The sequence below is a fragment of the Aeromonas sp. CU5 genome (genome assembly GCF_002586745.1).
GTDB lineage: Bacteria > Pseudomonadota > Gammaproteobacteria > Enterobacterales > Aeromonadaceae > Aeromonas > Aeromonas sobria.
The window spans coordinates 4066905-4085000 of record NZ_CP023817.1 but is presented as its reverse complement, the minus strand read 5'-3'; the positions used below and the strand labels follow the sequence as shown (position 1 = coordinate 4085000).

Annotated in this window: 31 protein-coding genes; 1 reads left to right on the top strand and 30 read right to left on the bottom strand. The window is 52.9% G+C overall.

All coding sequences use genetic code 11. The annotated features are described in order from the left end of the window. Positions 1 to 1010: 1010 nt before the first annotated feature. The 28 genes from rplQ to rpsJ form a co-directional block, all read right to left on the bottom strand. Positions 1011 to 1394 carry a 50S ribosomal protein L17 gene (gene rplQ, locus CK911_RS18470; protein ID WP_042019386.1) on the bottom strand — a complete coding sequence of 128 codons (384 nt, stop codon included), beginning with the start codon at positions 1392 to 1394 and terminating at the stop codon, positions 1011 to 1013. 43 nt (positions 1395 to 1437) lie between these two features. After that, positions 1438 to 2427: a DNA-directed RNA polymerase subunit alpha gene (gene rpoA / locus CK911_RS18465; protein ID WP_042019383.1), complete on the bottom strand. Its 990-nt coding sequence runs from the start codon at positions 2425 to 2427 to the stop codon at positions 1438 to 1440. A gap of 25 nt (positions 2428 to 2452) precedes the next feature. Beyond that, a complete protein-coding gene (gene rpsD / locus CK911_RS18460; protein ID WP_042019380.1) occupies positions 2453 to 3073 on the bottom strand; it encodes a 30S ribosomal protein S4 in 621 nt (206 codons plus the stop codon). Positions 3074 to 3112: 39 nt separating this feature from the next. After that, positions 3113 to 3502, bottom strand: coding sequence for a 30S ribosomal protein S11 (gene rpsK, locus CK911_RS18455; protein ID WP_005319702.1), 390 nt, complete (start codon positions 3500 to 3502; stop codon positions 3113 to 3115). A gap of 14 nt (positions 3503 to 3516) precedes the next feature. Next, the gene (rpsM, locus tag CK911_RS18450) at positions 3517 to 3873 is read right to left on the bottom strand and encodes a 30S ribosomal protein S13 (RefSeq protein WP_005307991.1); all 357 of its coding nucleotides are present in this window, start codon (positions 3871 to 3873) and stop codon (positions 3517 to 3519) included. 139 nt (positions 3874 to 4012) lie between these two features. Continuing rightward, positions 4013 to 4126, bottom strand: a complete 114-nt coding sequence (rpmJ, locus tag CK911_RS18445; protein WP_005319705.1) for a 50S ribosomal protein L36 — start codon at positions 4124 to 4126, stop codon at positions 4013 to 4015. A gap of 27 nt (positions 4127 to 4153) precedes the next feature. Continuing rightward, positions 4154 to 5482 (bottom strand): preprotein translocase subunit SecY, encoded by a 1329-nt coding sequence (secY, locus tag CK911_RS18440; RefSeq protein ID WP_042019379.1) that lies wholly within the window; start codon positions 5480 to 5482, stop codon positions 4154 to 4156. 8 nt (positions 5483 to 5490) lie between these two features. Continuing rightward, positions 5491 to 5928, bottom strand: a complete 438-nt coding sequence (rplO, locus tag CK911_RS18435) for a 50S ribosomal protein L15 (RefSeq protein ID WP_042019377.1) — start codon at positions 5926 to 5928, stop codon at positions 5491 to 5493. A gap of 2 nt (positions 5929 to 5930) precedes the next feature. Continuing rightward, the gene (gene rpmD, locus CK911_RS18430; protein WP_005307985.1) at positions 5931 to 6110 is read right to left on the bottom strand and encodes a 50S ribosomal protein L30; all 180 of its coding nucleotides are present in this window, start codon (positions 6108 to 6110) and stop codon (positions 5931 to 5933) included. 6 nt (positions 6111 to 6116) lie between these two features. After that, positions 6117 to 6617 (bottom strand): 30S ribosomal protein S5, encoded by a 501-nt coding sequence (gene rpsE / locus CK911_RS18425; RefSeq protein WP_005319713.1) that lies wholly within the window; start codon positions 6615 to 6617, stop codon positions 6117 to 6119. 14 nt (positions 6618 to 6631) lie between these two features. Then, positions 6632 to 6985 carry a 50S ribosomal protein L18 gene (rplR, locus tag CK911_RS18420; protein ID WP_042019374.1) on the bottom strand — a complete coding sequence of 118 codons (354 nt, stop codon included), beginning with the start codon at positions 6983 to 6985 and terminating at the stop codon, positions 6632 to 6634. Positions 6986 to 6994: 9 nt separating this feature from the next. Continuing rightward, positions 6995 to 7528 carry a 50S ribosomal protein L6 gene (rplF, locus tag CK911_RS18415; protein ID WP_042019373.1) on the bottom strand — a complete coding sequence of 178 codons (534 nt, stop codon included), beginning with the start codon at positions 7526 to 7528 and terminating at the stop codon, positions 6995 to 6997. Between the two features lie 13 nt (positions 7529 to 7541). Then, on the bottom strand, positions 7542 to 7934 hold the full coding sequence (rpsH, locus tag CK911_RS18410) for a 30S ribosomal protein S8 (RefSeq protein ID WP_042019371.1): 393 nt from the start codon (positions 7932 to 7934) through the stop codon (positions 7542 to 7544). A 21-nt stretch (positions 7935 to 7955) separates the two neighbouring features. Next, complete coding sequence (gene rpsN, locus CK911_RS18405) at positions 7956 to 8261, bottom strand: 30S ribosomal protein S14 (RefSeq protein ID WP_042010205.1); 306 nt, start codon at positions 8259 to 8261, stop codon at positions 7956 to 7958. A 10-nt stretch (positions 8262 to 8271) separates the two neighbouring features. Next, positions 8272 to 8811: a 50S ribosomal protein L5 gene (rplE, locus tag CK911_RS18400; protein WP_005319725.1), complete on the bottom strand. Its 540-nt coding sequence runs from the start codon at positions 8809 to 8811 to the stop codon at positions 8272 to 8274. Positions 8812 to 8824: 13 nt separating this feature from the next. Continuing rightward, entirely contained in the window at positions 8825 to 9142 is a 318-nt protein-coding gene (rplX, locus tag CK911_RS18395) for a 50S ribosomal protein L24 (protein WP_042019369.1), read from the bottom strand. Between the two features lie 11 nt (positions 9143 to 9153). Further along, positions 9154 to 9522: a 50S ribosomal protein L14 gene (gene rplN, locus CK911_RS18390; RefSeq protein ID WP_005890908.1), complete on the bottom strand. Its 369-nt coding sequence runs from the start codon at positions 9520 to 9522 to the stop codon at positions 9154 to 9156. 148 nt (positions 9523 to 9670) lie between these two features. Then, positions 9671 to 9919 (bottom strand): 30S ribosomal protein S17, encoded by a 249-nt coding sequence (gene rpsQ / locus CK911_RS18385; protein WP_042019367.1) that lies wholly within the window; start codon positions 9917 to 9919, stop codon positions 9671 to 9673. Further along, positions 9919 to 10110, bottom strand: coding sequence for a 50S ribosomal protein L29 (gene rpmC, locus CK911_RS18380; protein ID WP_042019365.1), 192 nt, complete (start codon positions 10108 to 10110; stop codon positions 9919 to 9921). Before rpmC ends, rpsQ begins: the two co-directional genes overlap by 1 nt. Beyond that, positions 10110 to 10523, bottom strand: coding sequence for a 50S ribosomal protein L16 (gene rplP / locus CK911_RS18375; RefSeq protein WP_005319737.1), 414 nt, complete (start codon positions 10521 to 10523; stop codon positions 10110 to 10112). Before rplP ends, rpmC begins: the two co-directional genes overlap by 1 nt. Positions 10524 to 10536: 13 nt before the next feature. Then, entirely contained in the window at positions 10537 to 11250 is a 714-nt protein-coding gene (gene rpsC, locus CK911_RS18370; RefSeq protein ID WP_042019362.1) for a 30S ribosomal protein S3, read from the bottom strand. Between the two features lie 3 nt (positions 11251 to 11253). Continuing rightward, entirely contained in the window at positions 11254 to 11598 is a 345-nt protein-coding gene (rplV, locus tag CK911_RS18365; RefSeq protein WP_005890899.1) for a 50S ribosomal protein L22, read from the bottom strand. Between the two features lie 10 nt (positions 11599 to 11608). Beyond that, positions 11609 to 11887 (bottom strand): 30S ribosomal protein S19, encoded by a 279-nt coding sequence (rpsS, locus tag CK911_RS18360; RefSeq protein WP_005307960.1) that lies wholly within the window; start codon positions 11885 to 11887, stop codon positions 11609 to 11611. A gap of 22 nt (positions 11888 to 11909) precedes the next feature. Continuing rightward, positions 11910 to 12731, bottom strand: a complete 822-nt coding sequence (gene rplB, locus CK911_RS18355) for a 50S ribosomal protein L2 (protein WP_033130006.1) — start codon at positions 12729 to 12731, stop codon at positions 11910 to 11912. Between the two features lie 15 nt (positions 12732 to 12746). Then, entirely contained in the window at positions 12747 to 13046 is a 300-nt protein-coding gene (gene rplW, locus CK911_RS18350) for a 50S ribosomal protein L23 (RefSeq protein ID WP_345893614.1), read from the bottom strand. After that, positions 13046 to 13651, bottom strand: coding sequence for a 50S ribosomal protein L4 (gene rplD / locus CK911_RS18345; protein WP_042019358.1), 606 nt, complete (start codon positions 13649 to 13651; stop codon positions 13046 to 13048). Before rplD ends, rplW begins: the two co-directional genes overlap by 1 nt. 17 nt (positions 13652 to 13668) lie before the next feature. After that, entirely contained in the window at positions 13669 to 14301 is a 633-nt protein-coding gene (rplC, locus tag CK911_RS18340; protein WP_042019356.1) for a 50S ribosomal protein L3, read from the bottom strand. A gap of 22 nt (positions 14302 to 14323) precedes the next feature. Continuing rightward, positions 14324 to 14635, bottom strand: coding sequence for a 30S ribosomal protein S10 (gene rpsJ, locus CK911_RS18335; protein ID WP_042019353.1), 312 nt, complete (start codon positions 14633 to 14635; stop codon positions 14324 to 14326). A gap of 378 nt (positions 14636 to 15013) precedes the next feature. Between rpsJ and CK911_RS18330 the strand changes: the two genes are divergently transcribed. Beyond that, positions 15014 to 15940, top strand: a complete 927-nt coding sequence (locus CK911_RS18330) for a DMT family transporter (RefSeq protein WP_098971759.1) — start codon at positions 15014 to 15016, stop codon at positions 15938 to 15940. Between the two features lie 52 nt (positions 15941 to 15992). On the opposite strand, the gene envZ is transcribed toward CK911_RS18330, so the two are convergent. Together envZ and ompR are read right to left on the bottom strand one after the other, a co-directional pair. Next, positions 15993 to 17303, bottom strand: a complete 1311-nt coding sequence (envZ, locus tag CK911_RS18325; RefSeq protein ID WP_172954055.1) for a two-component system sensor histidine kinase EnvZ — start codon at positions 17301 to 17303, stop codon at positions 15993 to 15995. Continuing rightward, positions 17300 to 18022 carry a two-component system response regulator OmpR gene (ompR, locus tag CK911_RS18320; protein WP_042019348.1) on the bottom strand — a complete coding sequence of 241 codons (723 nt, stop codon included), beginning with the start codon at positions 18020 to 18022 and terminating at the stop codon, positions 17300 to 17302. Before ompR ends, envZ begins: the two co-directional genes overlap by 4 nt. Positions 18023 to 18096: the final 74 nt, after the last annotated feature.

Genomic DNA, 18096 nt, shown 5'->3' with positions numbered 1-18096 from the left:
GGAGTGGAATTCTACTCAACCGCCTTCTCGAGTCAAGCCTTATTTTCAAAGGCTTTTCGAGGTTACCGACGGGGTTGTTTGCGTTGCCGCTTGCCCTGTCGATGTGGCGCATTATAGAGATTCCGCTCACATTGGCAAGGCTTTACCGCAATTAAATTGCAAAAAAATGCGATTCATTAGTTATTCATGTCAACACACAGCCTTTGCACAGACTTATCCACAAAAGTAACATCTCTGTAGGTAACTCACTCTGCTTTAACCCTTTAATCCTGCACTACAGCAACAACGAGAATGTCTTGCTGCCGAGGTAGAACCAAGTCCATATATAGGAGAAAGCGAATCGTCAGGCCAGCACTCTCTGGCATCCAAAGGCGTGGTAGGTGAATCACCTCCTCTTTCTAGTCAGCATGCCTTGATCTGGCCGAGGAGTTATTTATCCTCCCGTGCCCAAGCAGATGAAGGCTGTCGCAACCAAGCGAACCACGAGTGTAGAGATTCATCATGCGGCACAGCCTCTGGGTGGGATGCGTGAAGTTGTGCTCCTAGATGAGGAGTCCTTACCCTGACAGCTTGGCGAAATAGGCGGCCTTTTAAAATTATCTCGCTCATCAATCACGCTGCTCAGCTCAGCCTATAGGCACCGTAGCTCGGCTGGCTGTAGCGTTTGATCCAGGTGTACATACCGAGTCTGGAAACACCGACTCTCTCGACAACCTACGCCACAGGTAATGGCGTTCTGTCACCAGCTTGACAGCAGCCAATTTAAATTTTCTGTATAACGCTACGGCTTAATCATCACTTCACCTAAATAGCATCGGTTTAAGGCGCTTGAGCGGTCTAGGAAATCGAGATGATTCATTTAGGGCAGTTGAGGCAGTTGAGGCAGTTGAGGCAGTTGAGGCAGTTGAGGCAGTTGAGGCAGTTGAGGCAGTTGAGGCAGTTGAGGCAGTTGAGGCAATGTCAAAATCTATTAAAAGAAAAGCCGGGACAAGCCCGGCTTTTTCTTTATATCACTCAGCAGCTGCTTCAGCAGCGGCCGGGCGGTCTACCAGCTCAATATAAGCCATAGGGGCGTTATCGCCTGCACGGAAACCGCATTTCAGAATGCGAGTATAACCGCCGGCGCGCTCCAGGTAGCGCGGGCCCAGTTCATTGAACAGCTTAGCCACGATCGCGTTATCGCGAGTACGGGCAAATGCCAGGCGACGATTAGCAACGCTATCAGTCTTGGCAAGGGTGATCAGCGGTTCAACTACACGGCGCAGCTCTTTTGCCTTAGGCACAGTCGTCTTGATGATCTCATGACGAACCAGTGAGCTGGCCATGTTGCGGAACATAGCCTGACGATGGCTGCTGTTCCGGTTCAGTTGACGACCACTCAAACGATGGCGCATGACCTTATCCTTCTAACTAAATCTGTGAAACCCGTAATCTGGATTACTCGTCAGCGATGCTGGCGGGCGGCCAATTCTCAAGGCGCATGCCAAGAGACAGACCACGGGAGGCCAACACATCCTTGATCTCAGTCAGGGACTTCTTACCGAGGTTAGGAGTTTTAAGCAACTCAACTTCGGTACGCTGTACCAGATCACCAATATAGTGGATAGCTTCTGCCTTCAGACAGTTCGCAGAACGAACTGTCAGCTCCAAATCATCGACAGGACGCAGCAGAATCGGATCAAACTCGGGTTTCTCTTCTTTCTTCTCGGGCACGCTGACATCGCGCAGATCCACGAAGGCTTCCAGCTGCTCAGCCAAAATAGTGGCAGAGCGACGGATAGCTTCTTCAGGATCCAGAGTACCATTGGTCTCCATGTCGATGACGAGCTTGTCCAAGTCGGTACGCTGTTCCACACGTGCTGCCTCAACATTGTAGGCAATACGAACGATGGGGCTGAACGCAGAGTCCAGCAGCAGGCGACCTATCGGACGCTCTTCATCATCGTTGTGAACACGAGCAGAAGCAGGCACATAACCACGACCGCGCTGAACTTTCAGGCGCATGCTGATGTCAGCATTAGCACCGGTCAGGTGGCAGATTACGTGCTCCGGGTTTACGATCTCGACTTCATCACCGTGAGTGATATCACCAGCGGTAACGGGGCCTGTTCCAGACTTGGTCAGGGACAGAGTTACCTCGTCCTTGCCTTCCAGCTTCACAGCGATACCTTTCAGGTTAAGCAGAATTTCAAGAATGTCTTCCTGCACACCTTCTTTGCTGCTGTACTCATGCAGTACCCCGTCAATTTCGACTTCAGTAACTGCACAACCGGGCATAGATGACAGCAAAATACGACGCAGAGCATTGCCCAGCGTGTGGCCAAAGCCACGCTCAAGTGGCTCAAGAGTCACTTTCGCATGAGTCGGGCTAACTTGCTCGATGTCAACTAGCCGCGGTTTAAGAAAATCTGTTACAGAACCCAGCATTGTGTCCTCTCTTTAGAAGCTAGCTTTACTTAGAGTAAAGCTCGACGATCAGCTGTTCGTTAATGTCGGCAGACAGGTCGGAACGCTCTGGCAGACGCTTGTAAGCACCTTCCATTTTAGCGGCGTCAACCTCTACCCAAGTCGGCTTCTCACGCTGACCAGCAACCTCAAGGGATGCTTTGATACGCGCTTGCTTCTTAGCCTTCTCACGAACGCAGATCACGTCCTCAGGGGAAACCTGGAAAGAAGGAATGTTCACAACGCGACCGTTTACCATGATGGCCTTGTGGCTCACCAGCTGGCGAGATTCAGCACGAGTAGCGCCGAAGCCCATACGGTAAACAACGTTGTCCAAACGACCTTCCAGCAGCTGCAACAGGTTTTCACCGGTGTTACCTTTTTGACGGGCAGCATCGCGATAGTAGTTGCGGAACTGTTTTTCCAATACGCCGTAAATACGACGAACTTTTTGCTTTTCGCGCAGCTGAACACCGTAGTCGGACAGACGCGCTTTACGCGCACCGTGCTGACCAGGAGCGGTGTCAATCTTGCACTTAGAGTCAATCGCGCGAACGCCAGACTTCAGGAAGAGGTCTGTACCCTCGCGACGGCTAAGCTTAAGCTTAGGACCGATATATCTTGCCATCTTCTTTCTCCAACAATCCTAGACCAAGTTGCAACAGCGTTATACGCGGCGCTTCTTGGGAGGACGACAACCGTTGTGCGGGATCGGAGTCACATCAGTAATATTAGTGATGCGGAAACCAGCCGCGTTCAGAGCGCGGATGGATGACTCACGACCGGGACCCGGACCTTTGACCATGACTTCCAGGTTCTTCACGCCGTATTCTTTGGCGATCTCACCAGCACGCTCAGCAGCTACCTGGGCAGCAAACGGAGTGGACTTACGGGAACCACGGAAACCTGAACCACCAGAGGTAGCCCATGACAGAGCATTGCCCTGACGGTCAGTAATGGTCACGATTGTGTTGTTGAAAGATGCATGAACGTGCGCAATACCGTCGCTCACTTGCTTTTTAACGCGCTTGCGAGCACGAGTCGGAGTTTTAGCCATTTTCTACCTTCCCGTTACTTCTTGATAGCCTTGCGCGGACCCTTACGGGTACGAGCGTTGGTCTTGGTACGTTGACCACGAACAGGCAGGCTACGACGGTGACGCAAACCACGGTAGCAACCCAGATCCATCAATCGCTTGATGTTCATGGAAATCTGACGACGCAGGTCACCTTCAACGGTGAATTTACCTACTTGTTCACGCAGACTCTCGATCTGAGCTTCGTCCAGGTCTTTAATTTTCACATTCTCAGCGATACCGGCTGCGGCACAGATGGCCTTGGAGCGGGTACGACCGACGCCATAAATCGCAGTCAACGCAATGACTGCATGCTTATGGTCAGGAATGTTAATGCCAGCGATACGGGCCACTATTCACTCCTACATATAGTAGATTACGACCACCACAAAGCCCGTGAGCGGATACGTGGCGGTCAACCAATACACAACAAAAGTTGGCTGGCTATATTAGCCAGCACAACTATTTGTTGCAAGTACTAACCGTAAAAAATTAGCCTTGGCGCTGTTTATGCTTTGGCTCGCTGCAAATCACACGCACCACACCGTGACGCTTGATGATTTTGCAGTTACGGCAGATTGCCTTAACGGAAGCACGAACTTTCATTGCTTAACTCCGTAACTACGCCGACCTTTAGCGGCCGTAGCCCTTCAGGTTGGCCTTCCTCAGAACATCACCATATTGATGAGACATCATATGGGTTTGTACCTGAGCCATGAAGTCCATGATAACTACCACGATAATCAGCAGCGAAGTGCCACCGAAGTAGAACTGTACGTTCCAGGCAGTCATCAAGAACTGGGGTACCAGACAGATAAAGGTTATATAGAGCGCACCTGCCAATGTCAGGCGAGTCATAACCTTATCGATGTAACGTGCTGTCTGCTCGCCCGGGCGGATCCCCGGGATAAAGGCTCCACTCTTCTTCAGGTTATCAGCTGTCTCGCGGGGATTAAACACCAACGCGGTATAGAAGAAGCAGAAGAAGATAATGGCTGCTGCATACAGCATCTCGTAAAGCGGTTGACCAGGCTGCAGGACCATAGAGACCTGCTGCAAGATATCAGCAACTTTACCCTCTCCCTGACCAAACCAAGAGGTAATGGTCCCTGGGAACAGGATGATACTGGATGCGAAAATCGCAGGAATCACACCGGCCATATTTACTTTCAATGGCAGGTGTGTGCTTTGCGCGGCGAATACCTGGCGACCTTGTTGACGCTTTGCATAGTTAACGACGATACGACGCTGACCACGCTCCACGAACACCACAAAGTAAGTCACTGCGAAAACAATCAAGCCCAGCAACAACAACAGCAGGATGTGTAATTCCCCTTGACGTGCCTGTTCGGCCGTAGCGCCAATGGCATGCGGCAGACCAGCAACGATACCCGTGAAAATAATCAACGAGATACCATTACCAATCCCACGCTCGGTAATCTGTTCACCCAACCACATCAAAAACATGGTACCGGTGACCAGACTTACAACGGCTGTGAAGTAGAAACCAAGACCCGGGTGAGACACGAGCCCTTGCATCATATTCGGCAGACCTGTTGCAATACCAATGGCCTGGAAAGTTCCCAAAACCAGCGTGCCCCAACGAGTATATTGGTTAATCTTGCGACGGCCGGATTCACCTTCTTTCTTGAGTTCAGCAAGAGCGGGGTGAACCACTGTCAGCAGCTGGATGATGATCGACGCCGAAATATACGGCATGATCCCCAGCGCAAGAATAGAAGCACGCGATAGTGCACCACCACTGAACATGTTAAACATCTCAATGATGGTGCCCTTCTGTTGTTGGAACAACTCGGCCAGTACGGCGGCGTCAATACCAGGAATCGGCACATAAGAGCCTGCACGGAAAACGATAATCGCCCCGAGAACGAAGAGCAGACGGCTCTTCAATTCACTCAGACCACCCTGTGCTTTAACATCCAATCCTGGTTTCTTAGCCATTGTACTGATTATTCCTCGATTTTACCGCCAGCGGCCTCGATGGCTGCACGTGCACCTTTAGTGACGGACACACCACGAACGGTCACAGCACGGTCAATGTTGCCAGACAGAACAACTTTAGCGAAAACGATGTTCTTAGTAACAACACCGGCTTGCTTCAGAGTGCTCAGATCGACCACATCACCTTCTACCATGGCGATTTCGTTCAGACGCACTTCAGCTGAAATCAGCGATTTGCGAGAGAAGAAACCGAACTTTGGCAGACGGATTTTCAAAGGCATCTGACCACCTTCGAAACCGTTGCGGACTTTACCGCCACCGGAACGAGAGGTTTGGCCTTTAACACCACGACCACCAGTCTTGCCTAAGCCGGAGCCGATACCACGACCACGACGTTGTTTTTCAGGCTTGGAACCAGCGGCCGGAGACAGAGTGTTCAGACGCATGCTTAGCCCTCCACCTTAACCATGTAATAAACCTGGTTGATCATACCGCGTACGCAAGGAGTATCTTCCAGCTCAACGGTGTGACCAATGCGACGCAGACCCAGACCACGCAGAGTCGCCTTGTGCTTTGGCAGACGGCCGATAGAGCTGCGAGTTTGAGTTACTTTTACAGTGTTAGCCATGTCGCATTACCCCAGAATTTCTTCAACGCGCAGACCACGCTTGGCAGCGATCTGGGCCGGGGATTGACCCTGTACCAGAGCGTCTACAGTTGCGCGAACAACGTTGATTGGGTTGGTGGAACCGTAGGTCTTGGCCAGCACGTTGTGGATACCAGCAACTTCCAGAACAGCACGCATGGCGCCGCCTGCAATGATACCAGTACCTTGTGAGGCCGGCTTCATGAACACGGAAGAACCTGAGTGAACACCACGCACCGGGTGGTGCAGAGTGCCATTGTTCAGCTCAACCTTGCTCAGGTTACGCTTAGCCTGTTCCATTGCTTTTTGAATAGCAGCTGGAACTTCACGGGCTTTACCGTAACCGTAACCTACACGGCCGTTACCATCACCCACCACGGTCAACGCGGTGAAGGACATGATACGACCACCTTTAACAGTTTTCGAAACACGGTTGACTGCAATCAGCTTTTCTTGCAGTTCGCCGGCTTGAGATTCGACTTTAGCCATCTTCGACTCCTAGCTTAGAACTGAAGACCAGCGTCACGTGCAGCAGTTGCCAGAGCGGCAATGCGACCATGATACTTGAAACCGGAACGATCGAAAGATACGTTCTGAACGCCTTTGGCAATAGCACGCTCAGCGATTGCTTTACCCACTGCGGTAGCTGCATCAGCATTACCGGAGTGTTTGAGCCCTTCACTGATGGCTTTCTCTACTGTGGAAGCAGAGGCCAGAACTTCGGAACCGTTGGCTGCGATTACCTGCGCGTAGATATGACGCGGGGTACGGTGAACAACCAGACGGGTAGCTCCCAGTTCCTGCATCTTCTTCCGAGCACGAGTAGCACGACGGAGACGAGCTGCTTTCTTGTCCATAGTGTTACCTTACTTCTTCTTAGCTTCTTTAGTACGCACTTGCTCATTGGCATAGCGTACACCCTTGCCCTTGTAGGGCTCCGGAGCGCGGTAAGAACGGATATCGGCGGCGACTTGGCCAACCATCTGCTTGTCGACACCACGCAGAACGATTTCTGTGGCAGTCGGACACTCAGCGGTCACACCAGCCGGCAGCGCATGCTCTACCGGGTGAGAGAAGCCCAGAGCCAGCGCTACAGCATTGCCCTTGATGGAGGCTTTGTAACCTACACCAACCAGCTGCAGCTTGCGCTCGAAGCCTTGGGTAACACCGATTACCATGTTGTTGACCAATGCACGTGCAGTACCGGCCTGAGCGTCAGCACCAGCGATGCTGTCGCGCGGGGCGAACTTCAGTACATTGTCTTCTTTGGTCACTTCTACACCGGCGTGAATAGAGCGAACCAGAGAACCTTTACCACCTTTGATGGTCAGTTCCTGGCCGTTCAGAGTCACCTCTACGCCAGCAGGAATAGTGACGGGTGCCTTAGCAACACGAGACATTTCCTACCTCCTATTAAGCGACGTAGCAGATGATCTCACCGCCCATGCTTGCTTTGCGAGCAGCACGGTCAGTCATCACACCTTTAGACGTGGACACGATAGCAACACCGAGACCGCCCATAACTTTCGGCAGATCAGTAGTGCGCTTGTAAATACGCAGGCCGGGACGGCTCACGCGTTGGATCAGTTCTACAACTGGCTTGCCCTGGAAATATTTCAGTTCAATTTCCAGTTCCGGCTTCACATCACCAGCTACGGAGTAGCCAGCAATGTAACCTTCTTCTTTCAGCACGTTGGCAATCGCCACTTTCAGCTTGGAAGAAGGCATGGAAACCGCAACTTTGCTCGCCGCCTGACCGTTACGGATGCGGGTCAGCATATCCGCGATCGGATCTTGCATGCTCATAAGTCTAACTCCCGAGATTCGTTACCAAGAAGCCTTCTTCAGGCCCGGAATTTCGCCCTTCATGGCATGCTCACGCACCTTGATGCGAGACAAACCAAACTTGCGCAGGAAACCGTGCGGACGACCAGTAATATTGCAACGGTTACGCTGGCGGGACGGACTGGAATCACGGGGCAGCTGTTGCAGTTGCAGTACAGCATCCCAACGCGCTTCTTCAGAAGCGTTCATATCAACGATGATAGCTTTCAGCTCGGTACGCTTGGTGGCGTACTTGGCTACCAGCTTCGCACGCTTTGCTTCGCGCGCTTTCATGGATGTTTTAGCCATAACCCTAACCTTACTTGCGGAATGGGAAGTTAAAGGCAGCCAGCAGAGCACGGCCTTCTTCATCGGTATTCGCGGAAGTGGTGATGGTGATATCCAGACCACGGACGCGATCGACTTTGTCATAGTCGATTTCCGGGAAGATGATTTGCTCACGCACGCCCATGGAGTAGTTACCACGACCGTCGAACGCTTTAGCGTTCAGGCCACGGAAGTCACGGATACGCGGTACGGAGATGCAAATCAGCCGTTCCAGGAACTCCCACATACGCTCGCCACGCAGGGTTACTTTACAACCTATCGGGTAGCCTTCACGAATCTTGAAGCCCGCAACAGATTTGCGAGCTTTGGTGATCAGCGGCTTCTGACCGGAAATGGCAGCCATATCGGCAGCAGCATTTTCCAGCAACTTCTTGTCAGAGATCGCTTCACCAACACCCATATTCAGGGTGATTTTCTCGATCCGAGGGACTTGCATGATAGTCTTGTAACCGAACTGTTTGGCCAGTTCATTTACTACATCTGATTTGTAGTAATCATGCAGTTTCGCCATCGTTAAACTCCAATTACTTCACAAGTTCGCCGGTGGATTTGAAGAAACGAACTTTTTTGCCGTCTTCAATCCGGAAACCAACGCGGTCAGCTTTGCCAGTGGCAGAGTTGAACAGCGCTACGTTTGATACATCGATCGGGGCTTCTTTGGTGATGATACCGCCAGCCTGACCCAATGCGGGTACCGGCTTCTGGTGCTTCTTCACCTGGTTGATGCCTTCGACGAATACCTTACCTTTTGCAATCAGGACTTGAGTGACTTTGCCACGCTTGCCCTTGTCTTTGCCGGTAAGTACGATCACTTCGTCTTCGCGACGGATTTTAGCTGCCATCGTTCGACTCCTTACAGTACTTCGGGTGCCAGGGACACAATCTTCATGAACTTCTCATTACGCAGTTCACGGGTCACCGGGCCAAAAATACGAGTACCGATTGGCTGTTGGTTGCCGTTAAGCAAAACAGCCGCATTGTTGTCGAAACGGATGACTGAGCCGTCCGGACGACGAACGCCTTTACGGGTGCGTACGACCACCGCGTTATATACATCACCTTTCTTCACTTTACCGCGAGGAATGGCTTCCTTGATGGAAACTTTGATGATGTCGCCGATGCCGGCGTAACGGCGGTGCGAGCCACCCAGAACCTTAATACACATTACACTGCGAGCGCCGGAGTTGTCGGCTACGCCCAGCATACTTTGCATCTGGATCATTTTAGTGCTCCGCTTTGTTTACTTCTTATCCCTTTCGGGATCTGGCTGCCCTCAAAAGGCGCGAAACTATAACACAGCTTTTTCAGAAAAGGTAGCCTAAAAAACAAACGGCCCCGCAATGGGGGCCGTTTGAAGTACAAAGTACCGATTAGGCCTTTTCTAAGATACCAACCAGGGTCCAGGACTTGGTCTTGGACAGCGGACGGCACTCGCGGATTTCCACGAGATCGCCAGCTTTACACTCGTTGTTCTCATCGTGCACGTGCAGCTTGGTAGTACGCTTGATGATCTTACCGTAGATCGGGTGCTTTACCTTGCGCTCGATAGCAACAGTGATGGATTTCTCCATCTTGTCGCTGATTACACGACCTTGCAGAGTACGGATTTTGTCAGTCATTACGCACCTGCCTTCTCAGTCAGTACAGTCTTGATACGTGCGGCGTCACGACGCACTTGTTTCAGAGTGTGAGTCTGAGCCAGTTGGCCGGTGGATGCTTGCATGCGCATGTTGAATTGCTCACGCAGCAGGCCCAGCAGCTCCTGGTTCAGTTCTTCGACGCTCTTTTGACGCAGATCTTGAGCTTTCATCACATCACCGTCTTAATTACGAAAGTGGTCTGAACGGACAGCTTAGCAGCAGCCAAGGCAAACGCTTCACGCGCCAGAGCCTCAGGTACACCATCCATCTCGTACAGAACCTTGCCAGGCTGGATCGGGCAAACCCAGTATTCCACGTTACCCTTACCTTTACCCATACGTACTTCGAGGGGCTTTTCGGTGATGGGCTTGTCCGGGAACACACGGATCCAGATCTTACCTTGACGCTTAACGTGACGGGTCATGGCACGACGGGCTGCTTCGATTTGACGAGCAGTCAGTTGACCACGGGATGTCGCCTTCAGGCCAAAGGTACCGAAGGATACTTCGTTACCAGTGTTGGCCAGACCGCGGTTACGACCCTTATGGGTCTTGCGGAATTTGGTACGCTTAGGTTGCAACATTTACCGAATCTCCTTACTTAGCAGCGCGGCGCTTGTTGTCACGCTTGGGCTTTGCAGGAGCTTGCTCTTGAGCAGCAGCGGCAGCAACAGCAGCCAGACCGCCCAGAACTTCACCCTTGAAGATCCAAACTTTAACGCCGATCACACCGTAAGTGGTGTGGGCTTCAGAAGTTGCGTAGTCGATGTCGGCACGCAGGGTGTGCAAAGGCACACGACCTTCACGGTACCATTCGGTACGCGCGATTTCAGCGCCGCCCAGACGACCGGAAACTTCCACTTTGATGCCCTTGGCACCCAGGCGCATTGCGTTCTGTACGGCGCGCTTCATAGCACGACGGAACATTACGCGACGTTCCAGTTGGGAAGTAATGCTGTCAGCAACAAGTTTGCTGTCCAGCTCCGGCTTGCGGACTTCGGAAATGTTGATCTGAGCAGGCACGCCAGCAATAACGGCTACAGCTTTGCGCAGTTTCTCAACGTCTTCGCCTTTCTTACCAATCACGATGCCCGGACGAGCGGTGTGAATAGTCACACGGATGCTCTTGGCCGGACGCTCGATGGTGATCTTGGACAAGGACGCGTTTTTCAGTTCCTTGGTCAGGAACTGGCGCACTTGAAAATCGCTGAACAAGTTGTCAGCGAAATCTTTGGTGTTCGCGAACCAGGTAGAATTCCAAGGCTTGGTAATACCCAGGCGAATGCCATTAGGATGTACTTTCTGACCCATTGCTTATCTCCCAGCCTTAGCGTCGGATACCACTACAGTGATGTGAGCGGTACGCTTGAGGATACGATCCGCACGACCTTTGGCACGCGGACGGATGCGCTTCATGGAGGGACCTTCGTCGACCATGATAGTAGCAACACGCAGCGCGTCGATATCGGCGCCTTCGTTGTGCTCAGCGTTTGCAATGGCAGATTCCAGCACTTTCTTAACCAGCACTGCAGCCTTTTTCGGGCTGAAGGTCAGGAGAGTCAGAGCCTTGTCTACAGACAGACCACGTACTTGATCGGCTACCAGACGAGCTTTCTGGGCAGAAGTACGGGCATAACGGTGTTTAGCGATAGCTTCCATCATTTATCCCTTAGCGCTTCTTAGCCTTCTTATCAGCAGCATGGCCGCGATAAGTACGAGTCGGTGCGAATTCACCCAGTTTGTGACCGATCATTTCTTCGGTAACAAAAACCGGAACGTGCTGACGACCATTATGGACAGCGATGGTCAAACCGATCATGTTCGGGATGATCATTGAACGACGGGACCAGGTTTTAACCGGCTTTTTATCCCCGCTTTCCACCGCTTTCTCTACCTTCTTCAGCAAGTGCAGGTCAATAAATGGACCCTTCTTGAGAGAACGTGGCATGGTGATTCCTCTATGTTAACAATTACTTGTTACGACGACGTACGATGTACTTGTCGGTACGCTTGTTCTTACGGGTCTTGAAGCCTTTAGCCTTCTGGCCCCATGGGGACACAGGCTGCATGCCTTTGTTACGACCCTCACCACCACCGTGCGGGTGGTCGACCGGGTTCATCGCCATACCGCGAACGGTCGGACGAATACCACGCCAGCGGTTGGCACCGGCTTTACCCAGTTGACGCAACATGTGCTCGGAGTTACCGACTTCACCGATGGTGGCGCGGCACTCGGCCAGAACTTTACGTACTTCGCCGGAACGCAGACGCAGAGTTACATAGTTACCATCACGAGCCAGGATCTGGATGAAAGTACCAGCGGAACGAGCCAGCTGTGCACCTTTACCAGGCTTCATCTCAACTGCGTGAACAGTAGAACCAACCGGGATGTTGCGCATCGGCAGGGTGTTACCTACCTTGATGGCAGCATCAGCACCAGATGCGATCGCGTCACCAGCTTTCAGGCCTTTCGGAGCCAGGATGTAACGACGCTCACCGTCTGCATACAACACCAGAGCGATGTTAGCGGTACGGTTAGGATCGTATTCCAGGCGCTCTACTTTAGCCGGGATACCGTCTTTGTCGCGCTTGAAGTCGACCAGACGGTAGTGCTGCTTGTGACCACCACCGATATGACGGGTAGTGATACGGCCGTTGTTGTTACGACCACCGGACTTGCTTTTGCTGTCCAGCAGAGCGGCGAAGGGCTTGCCCTTGTACAGCTCTTGATTGACGATCTTGACGACGTGACGGCGGCCCGGAGAGGTAGGCTTGCACTTAACGATTGCCATTTTTGAGAACTCCTCTTACTCGGCTGCGCCCATGAAGTCGATGTCCTGACCAGCTTTCAGGGTCACATAAGCCTTTTTCCAATCGGAACGACGGCCTACGCGTGCACCTGCGCGCTTGGTTTTACCCTTCATGTTCAGGGTACGGACGGTCTCAACTTCAACCTCGAACAGTTTCGCAACTGCTGCTTTGACTTCCGCTTTGGTAGCATCAACAGCAATTTTGAACACGATAGTGTTCTGCTTTTCTGCGACCATAGTGCTCTTTTCAGAGATATGCGGAGCCTTCAGAACTTTCAACAGACGCTCTTCGCGGATCATGCCAGCATCTCCTCGATTTGCTTAACTGCATCAGCAGTCATCAGAACCTTGTCGAAAGCGATCAGGCTGACCGGGTCGATACCGGCAACATCACGCACGTCAACTTTGTACAGGTTGCGAGCAGCCAGGAACAGGTTCTCATCGACTTCAGCTGTCACGATCAGAACGTCTTTCAGTTCCATCTCTTTCAGCTTGGCGATCAGTTCTTTGGTCTTAGGCGCATCGATACCGAATTTCTCGACAACGATCAGGCGCTCTTGACGTACCAGCTCGGACAGGATGCTACGGATAGCGCCGCGGTACATCTTCTTGTTTACTTTCTGGCTGTGATCTTGCGGCTTAGCTGCAAAAGTCACACCACCGGAACGCCAAATGGGCGAACGGATGGAGCCAGCACGGGCACGACCAGTACCCTTCTGACGCCACGGCTTTTTGCCGCCACCAGACACTTCAGAGCGAGTCAGCTGCGCACGAGTACCCTGACGGGCACCTGCGGCATATGCAACGACGACCTGGTGAACCAGAGCTTCGTTGAATTCGCGCCCGAAGGTAGTCTCGGAAACTTCAAGAGCGCTCTTGGCGTCTTTCATTACCAATTCCATTACTATCTCCTCAGACGTTACGCTTTGACGGCAGGTTTAACGATCACGTTGCCGTTGGTCGCACCCGGAACTGCACCTTTAATGAGCAGCAGGTTACGTTCAGCGTCAACACGAACCAGTTCCAGGTTCTGAGTAGTTACACGCTCAGCACCCATGTGACCAGCCATCTTTTTGCCCTTGAATACACGGCCCGGAGTCTGGTTCTGACCGATAGAACCCGGAGCGCGGTGAGACAAGGAGTTACCGTGGGTCATATCCTGGGTGCGGAAGTTGTGGCGCTTAACGCAACCAGCAAAACCTTTACCCTTGGATGTGCCAGTAACGTCTACCAGCTTAACGTCAGCGAGAAGATCTACTTTCAGCTCGTTACCAACAGTGAAAGTTTCACCGTTGTTCAAGCGGAATTCCCACAGGCCGCGACCGGCTTCTACGCCAGCTTTGGCGAAGTGGCCAGCTTCAGGCTTGGTTACACGGCTGGCTTTTTTGGCGCCAGTGGTAACCTGAATAGCGTTGTAGCCGTCGGTTTCTACAGATTTGACCTGAGTTACACGGTTAGCTTCAACTTCGATAACAGTCACCGGGATAGAAACGCCATCTTCAGTGAAGATGCGAGTCATACCCACTTTGCGACCTACAAGACCGATTGTCATTGTTATCAACCTCTTTCCGTAATTAACCCAGGCTGATCTGGACGTCTACACCAGCTGCCAGATCCAGACGCATCAGAGCATCTACGGTCTTGTCAGTCGGCTCAACGATGTCTACCAGACGCTTGTGAGTGCGGATCTCATACTGATCACGCGCGTCTTTGTTGACGTGCGGGGAAGTCAGAATGGTGAAGCGCTCTTTGCGAGTCGGCAGCGGGATAGGACCGCGAACCTGCGCGCCAGTGCGCTTTGCAGTTTCAACGATTTCCGCTGTAGATTGATCAATCAGGCGATGATCAAAAGCCTTCAGGCGAATACGGATTCTTTGGTTCTGCATTGACAGAGCTCCAATAGATAAAAGAACATAAACCAGCACCGCCCGACCGAGATTACTCCCGCCAGAGGTGTGATTTTTCACGTTTCCTCCCATATCGGGAGGACTGTATGGCTGGCTCTCGTAAACGAGGAGCTCAGCAGCAGACATATCGTCTGGCTTACCTCATGGGTAAGCGGGGGATAGTATACGGATTTTTCAAATTTACGCAAGGGAGCGCGCACATATTGTGCACAATTTTATGTGGCAGATGGATCTCTGTCAGGGGGCATGTCATTACCTTCGCAGCGAGCTAATCCCATCAAGGAATGTCCGGCGTCACGACAAGCTCATCGCCAGACTGATAGACTGCGACTTTCTTCCGTTTATGACATAACAACGATGATCAAAGATCAAAAGAAAGCCTACCAGTACGCGCTCTGCGCGGTGGCCCTGTGGTCAACGGTGGCCACCGCCTTCAAAATTTCCCTCGCCTATTTTGCGCCGGTGCAGCTGCTACTGGTTGCGGCGCTGACCTCCACCTTGTTGCTGGGGGGGATCGTGCTCAAGCAGGGTAAACTGCCGCTGCTGTGCAGTTATCTGCGCAGCCGCCCGTTTTATTACCTGATGCTGGGGGTGATGAACCCCTTCCTCTATTACCTGCTGCTGTTCAAAGCCTATGATCTGCTGCCTGCCCAGCAGGCGCAGACCCTTAGCTACACCTGGGCCATCACCCTCACTCTGCTATCGGTGCCGTTCCTCGGCCAGACGCTGCGCCGCCGCGATGGCGTTGCCATCGTGCTGGGTTATTTCGGCGCGCTGGTGATCGCTACCAAGGGTGACGTCTTCGGCCTGCATTTTGACAATCCATTGGGGGTGGCGCTGGTGTTGCTCTCGACCCTCATCTGGGCCAGCTACTGGATCCTCAACACCCGCAATCAGGGAGACCCCATTGTCAGCCTGCTGCTCGGTTTCATTATCAGCCTCCCCTTTATCGTGCTCGCCACCTGGCTACTGGCTGACTTCCAGCTGACAGCCTGGCAAGGATGGGTGGGGGCAATGTATGTCGGGATCATCGAGATGGGATTTGGCTTTGTGCTGTGGCTGATGGCGATGCGCCATGCCACCAACACAGCTCCTATCAGCAACCTTATCTTCATTTCACCATTCGCCTCACTGGTACTGCTGAACCTGCTGGTTGACGAGGCAATCGATCCTGCCACCCCGATCGGGCTGGGATTGATTGTGGCGGCACTGCTGATCCAGCAGCTGAGATATGGCAAGCGCTATCGCAAGGCGGCCGCCACCACTCCGGAGAAAGTGCTCTAATAAAAAGTGGTCTGATAATGCAGAAGGGCGTATCCACCGATACGCCCTTCTTTCAATCCATCCACTCCTGCGGCTGATTTTTCGGCAACCGTATATCTACCAGCAAGCCCCCAAGTTCAGCATTGCCCAACCTGATGGTGCCGTGGTGCTGAGCGACTATCTTGGCCACGATGGCCAATCCCAGACCACTGCCTCCTTCGGTGCGCGCCACATTCCCCTGAGTGAAAGGTTTGAGCACTCTGAAATAGTCCTGCTCCGGAATACCGGGGCCATCATCGGACAATCGCAAACGAACCCAATGTCCATCATCTTTCAACTCGGCATGTAAACGGCTCGCCCCATAGCGCAGTGAGTTGCTGGCAAGATTACTCAATACCCGCCGCATGCTGACCGGATTGCAGGCAACCAGCACAGCGTCTTGCGGCAACATCAAGTCAACCTCCAGTCCCTGCTCTGAGTGGATCAACAGGGTATCGTGGATCAACTGAGTCAGGTCGATCGGCAGCAAATCCTGCCCTTCATCTGGACGGATGTAGTCGATGAACTGATCGATAATGGCGTTGGACTCATCAATGTCGGAGTTGATGCTCTCTTTGAGGTACTCATCACCGGACGACATCATCTCGATCGCTAACCGAATGCGGGTCAGCGGCGTACGCAAATCGTGAGATACCCCGGCCATCATCAGGTTGCGCTCTTCGATCAGGCTCTTGATGGAGTGCGACATATGGTTGAAGGTTCGGGTCAGGCGACGCACTTCCCGCGACCCCAGCTCTCCCAGCGCATCCGGAAAATGTCCTTTGGCCACCGCAACCGCACCCGCCTCAAGATCCTCAAGCGGGCGCACCAGTTGCCGGGCAAAACGCCAGGCTGCAAACAGGGTGATCACCAGCAACACGCTCAGATAGATAATGAGGGGTTCGATATCGTCATCTTCAATCTCGGTCAGCGGGATCCGCACCCAAATTTTGCTGGCCTGGGGCGGCTGGATCCAGATGATGTAGTGATCCTGGATCTCGACCCGCACCTTGGCATCCCCCCCCAGTTCACGGCTGATATTCTCTTCCAGATAGGGATAAGGCTTTGCATTGCTGAATCCATGCTGGATTGCCTCGCTCTGGGTATAGATATCGGTACCGGTGGTCACATAGACCAGCGCCTCGGCATCTTCACTCAACGCCAGCTGCTCACTGTTGAGCGGCAAGATCAGCTTGACCTGATTGGCCAGCAGATGACTGATCTGTTTGACTGTCGGGGCCAGTAGATAATTGTAAAACGTGACGTAGGAGACGGCCTGATAGACCACCAGCACGGCGGCCAGAAACCAGAGCATGCGCGAGAACATGCTGCCGATTTTTTTCATGTTCTGTCACCGTCCGGGACAAACACGTAGCCCAAACCCCAGACGGTCTGCAAATAACGAGGCTGGGTTGGATCTTGTTCTAGCAAGCGGCGCAAGCGGGAAACCTGCACGTCGATGCTGCGTTCGGTGGCGGTGTATTCGCGGCCACGAGCCAGATTCATCAGCTTGTCGCGGGAGAGCGGTTCGCGCGGATGGCTAACCAGTACTTTCAGCACCGCAAACTCGCCACTGGTGAGCGCCATCGGCTCACCGTCACGGCTTAGCTCGCGGGTCGCCAGATTGAGCTGGAAGGCACCGAAGTTGACCACCTTCTCTGCGGCAGAGGGGGCCCCCGGCAGCTCGACGGTATGGCGACGCAACACGGCACGGATCCGCGCCAGCAGTTCGCGGGGATTGAACGGCTTGGGCAGATAGTCGTCAGCCCCCATCTCAAGCCCGACGATGCGATCCACTTCATCCCCCTTGGCGGTGAGCATCAGCACCGGGATCTGGTTGCCAGCCTCCCTCAGACGGCGGCAGATGGAGAGCCCATCCTCCCCCGGCAACATCAGGTCGAGCACCATCAGGCTGAAGTTTTCTCGGGTCAGCAAGCGGTCAGCCTGTTCGCCATTGGCCACTCCGCGCACCACGAAGCCCTGCTCGGTGAGATAGCGCTCCAACAGGGAACGTAATTTCAGGTCATCGTCCACCACCAGGACCTTGTATTGCTGCTGACTCATTGCTTTGCCTCTTTATTCTTTAGCTGCCCCCAATACTAGGGGGGGATATAGCGGGAGCAAAGCATAAATATGTT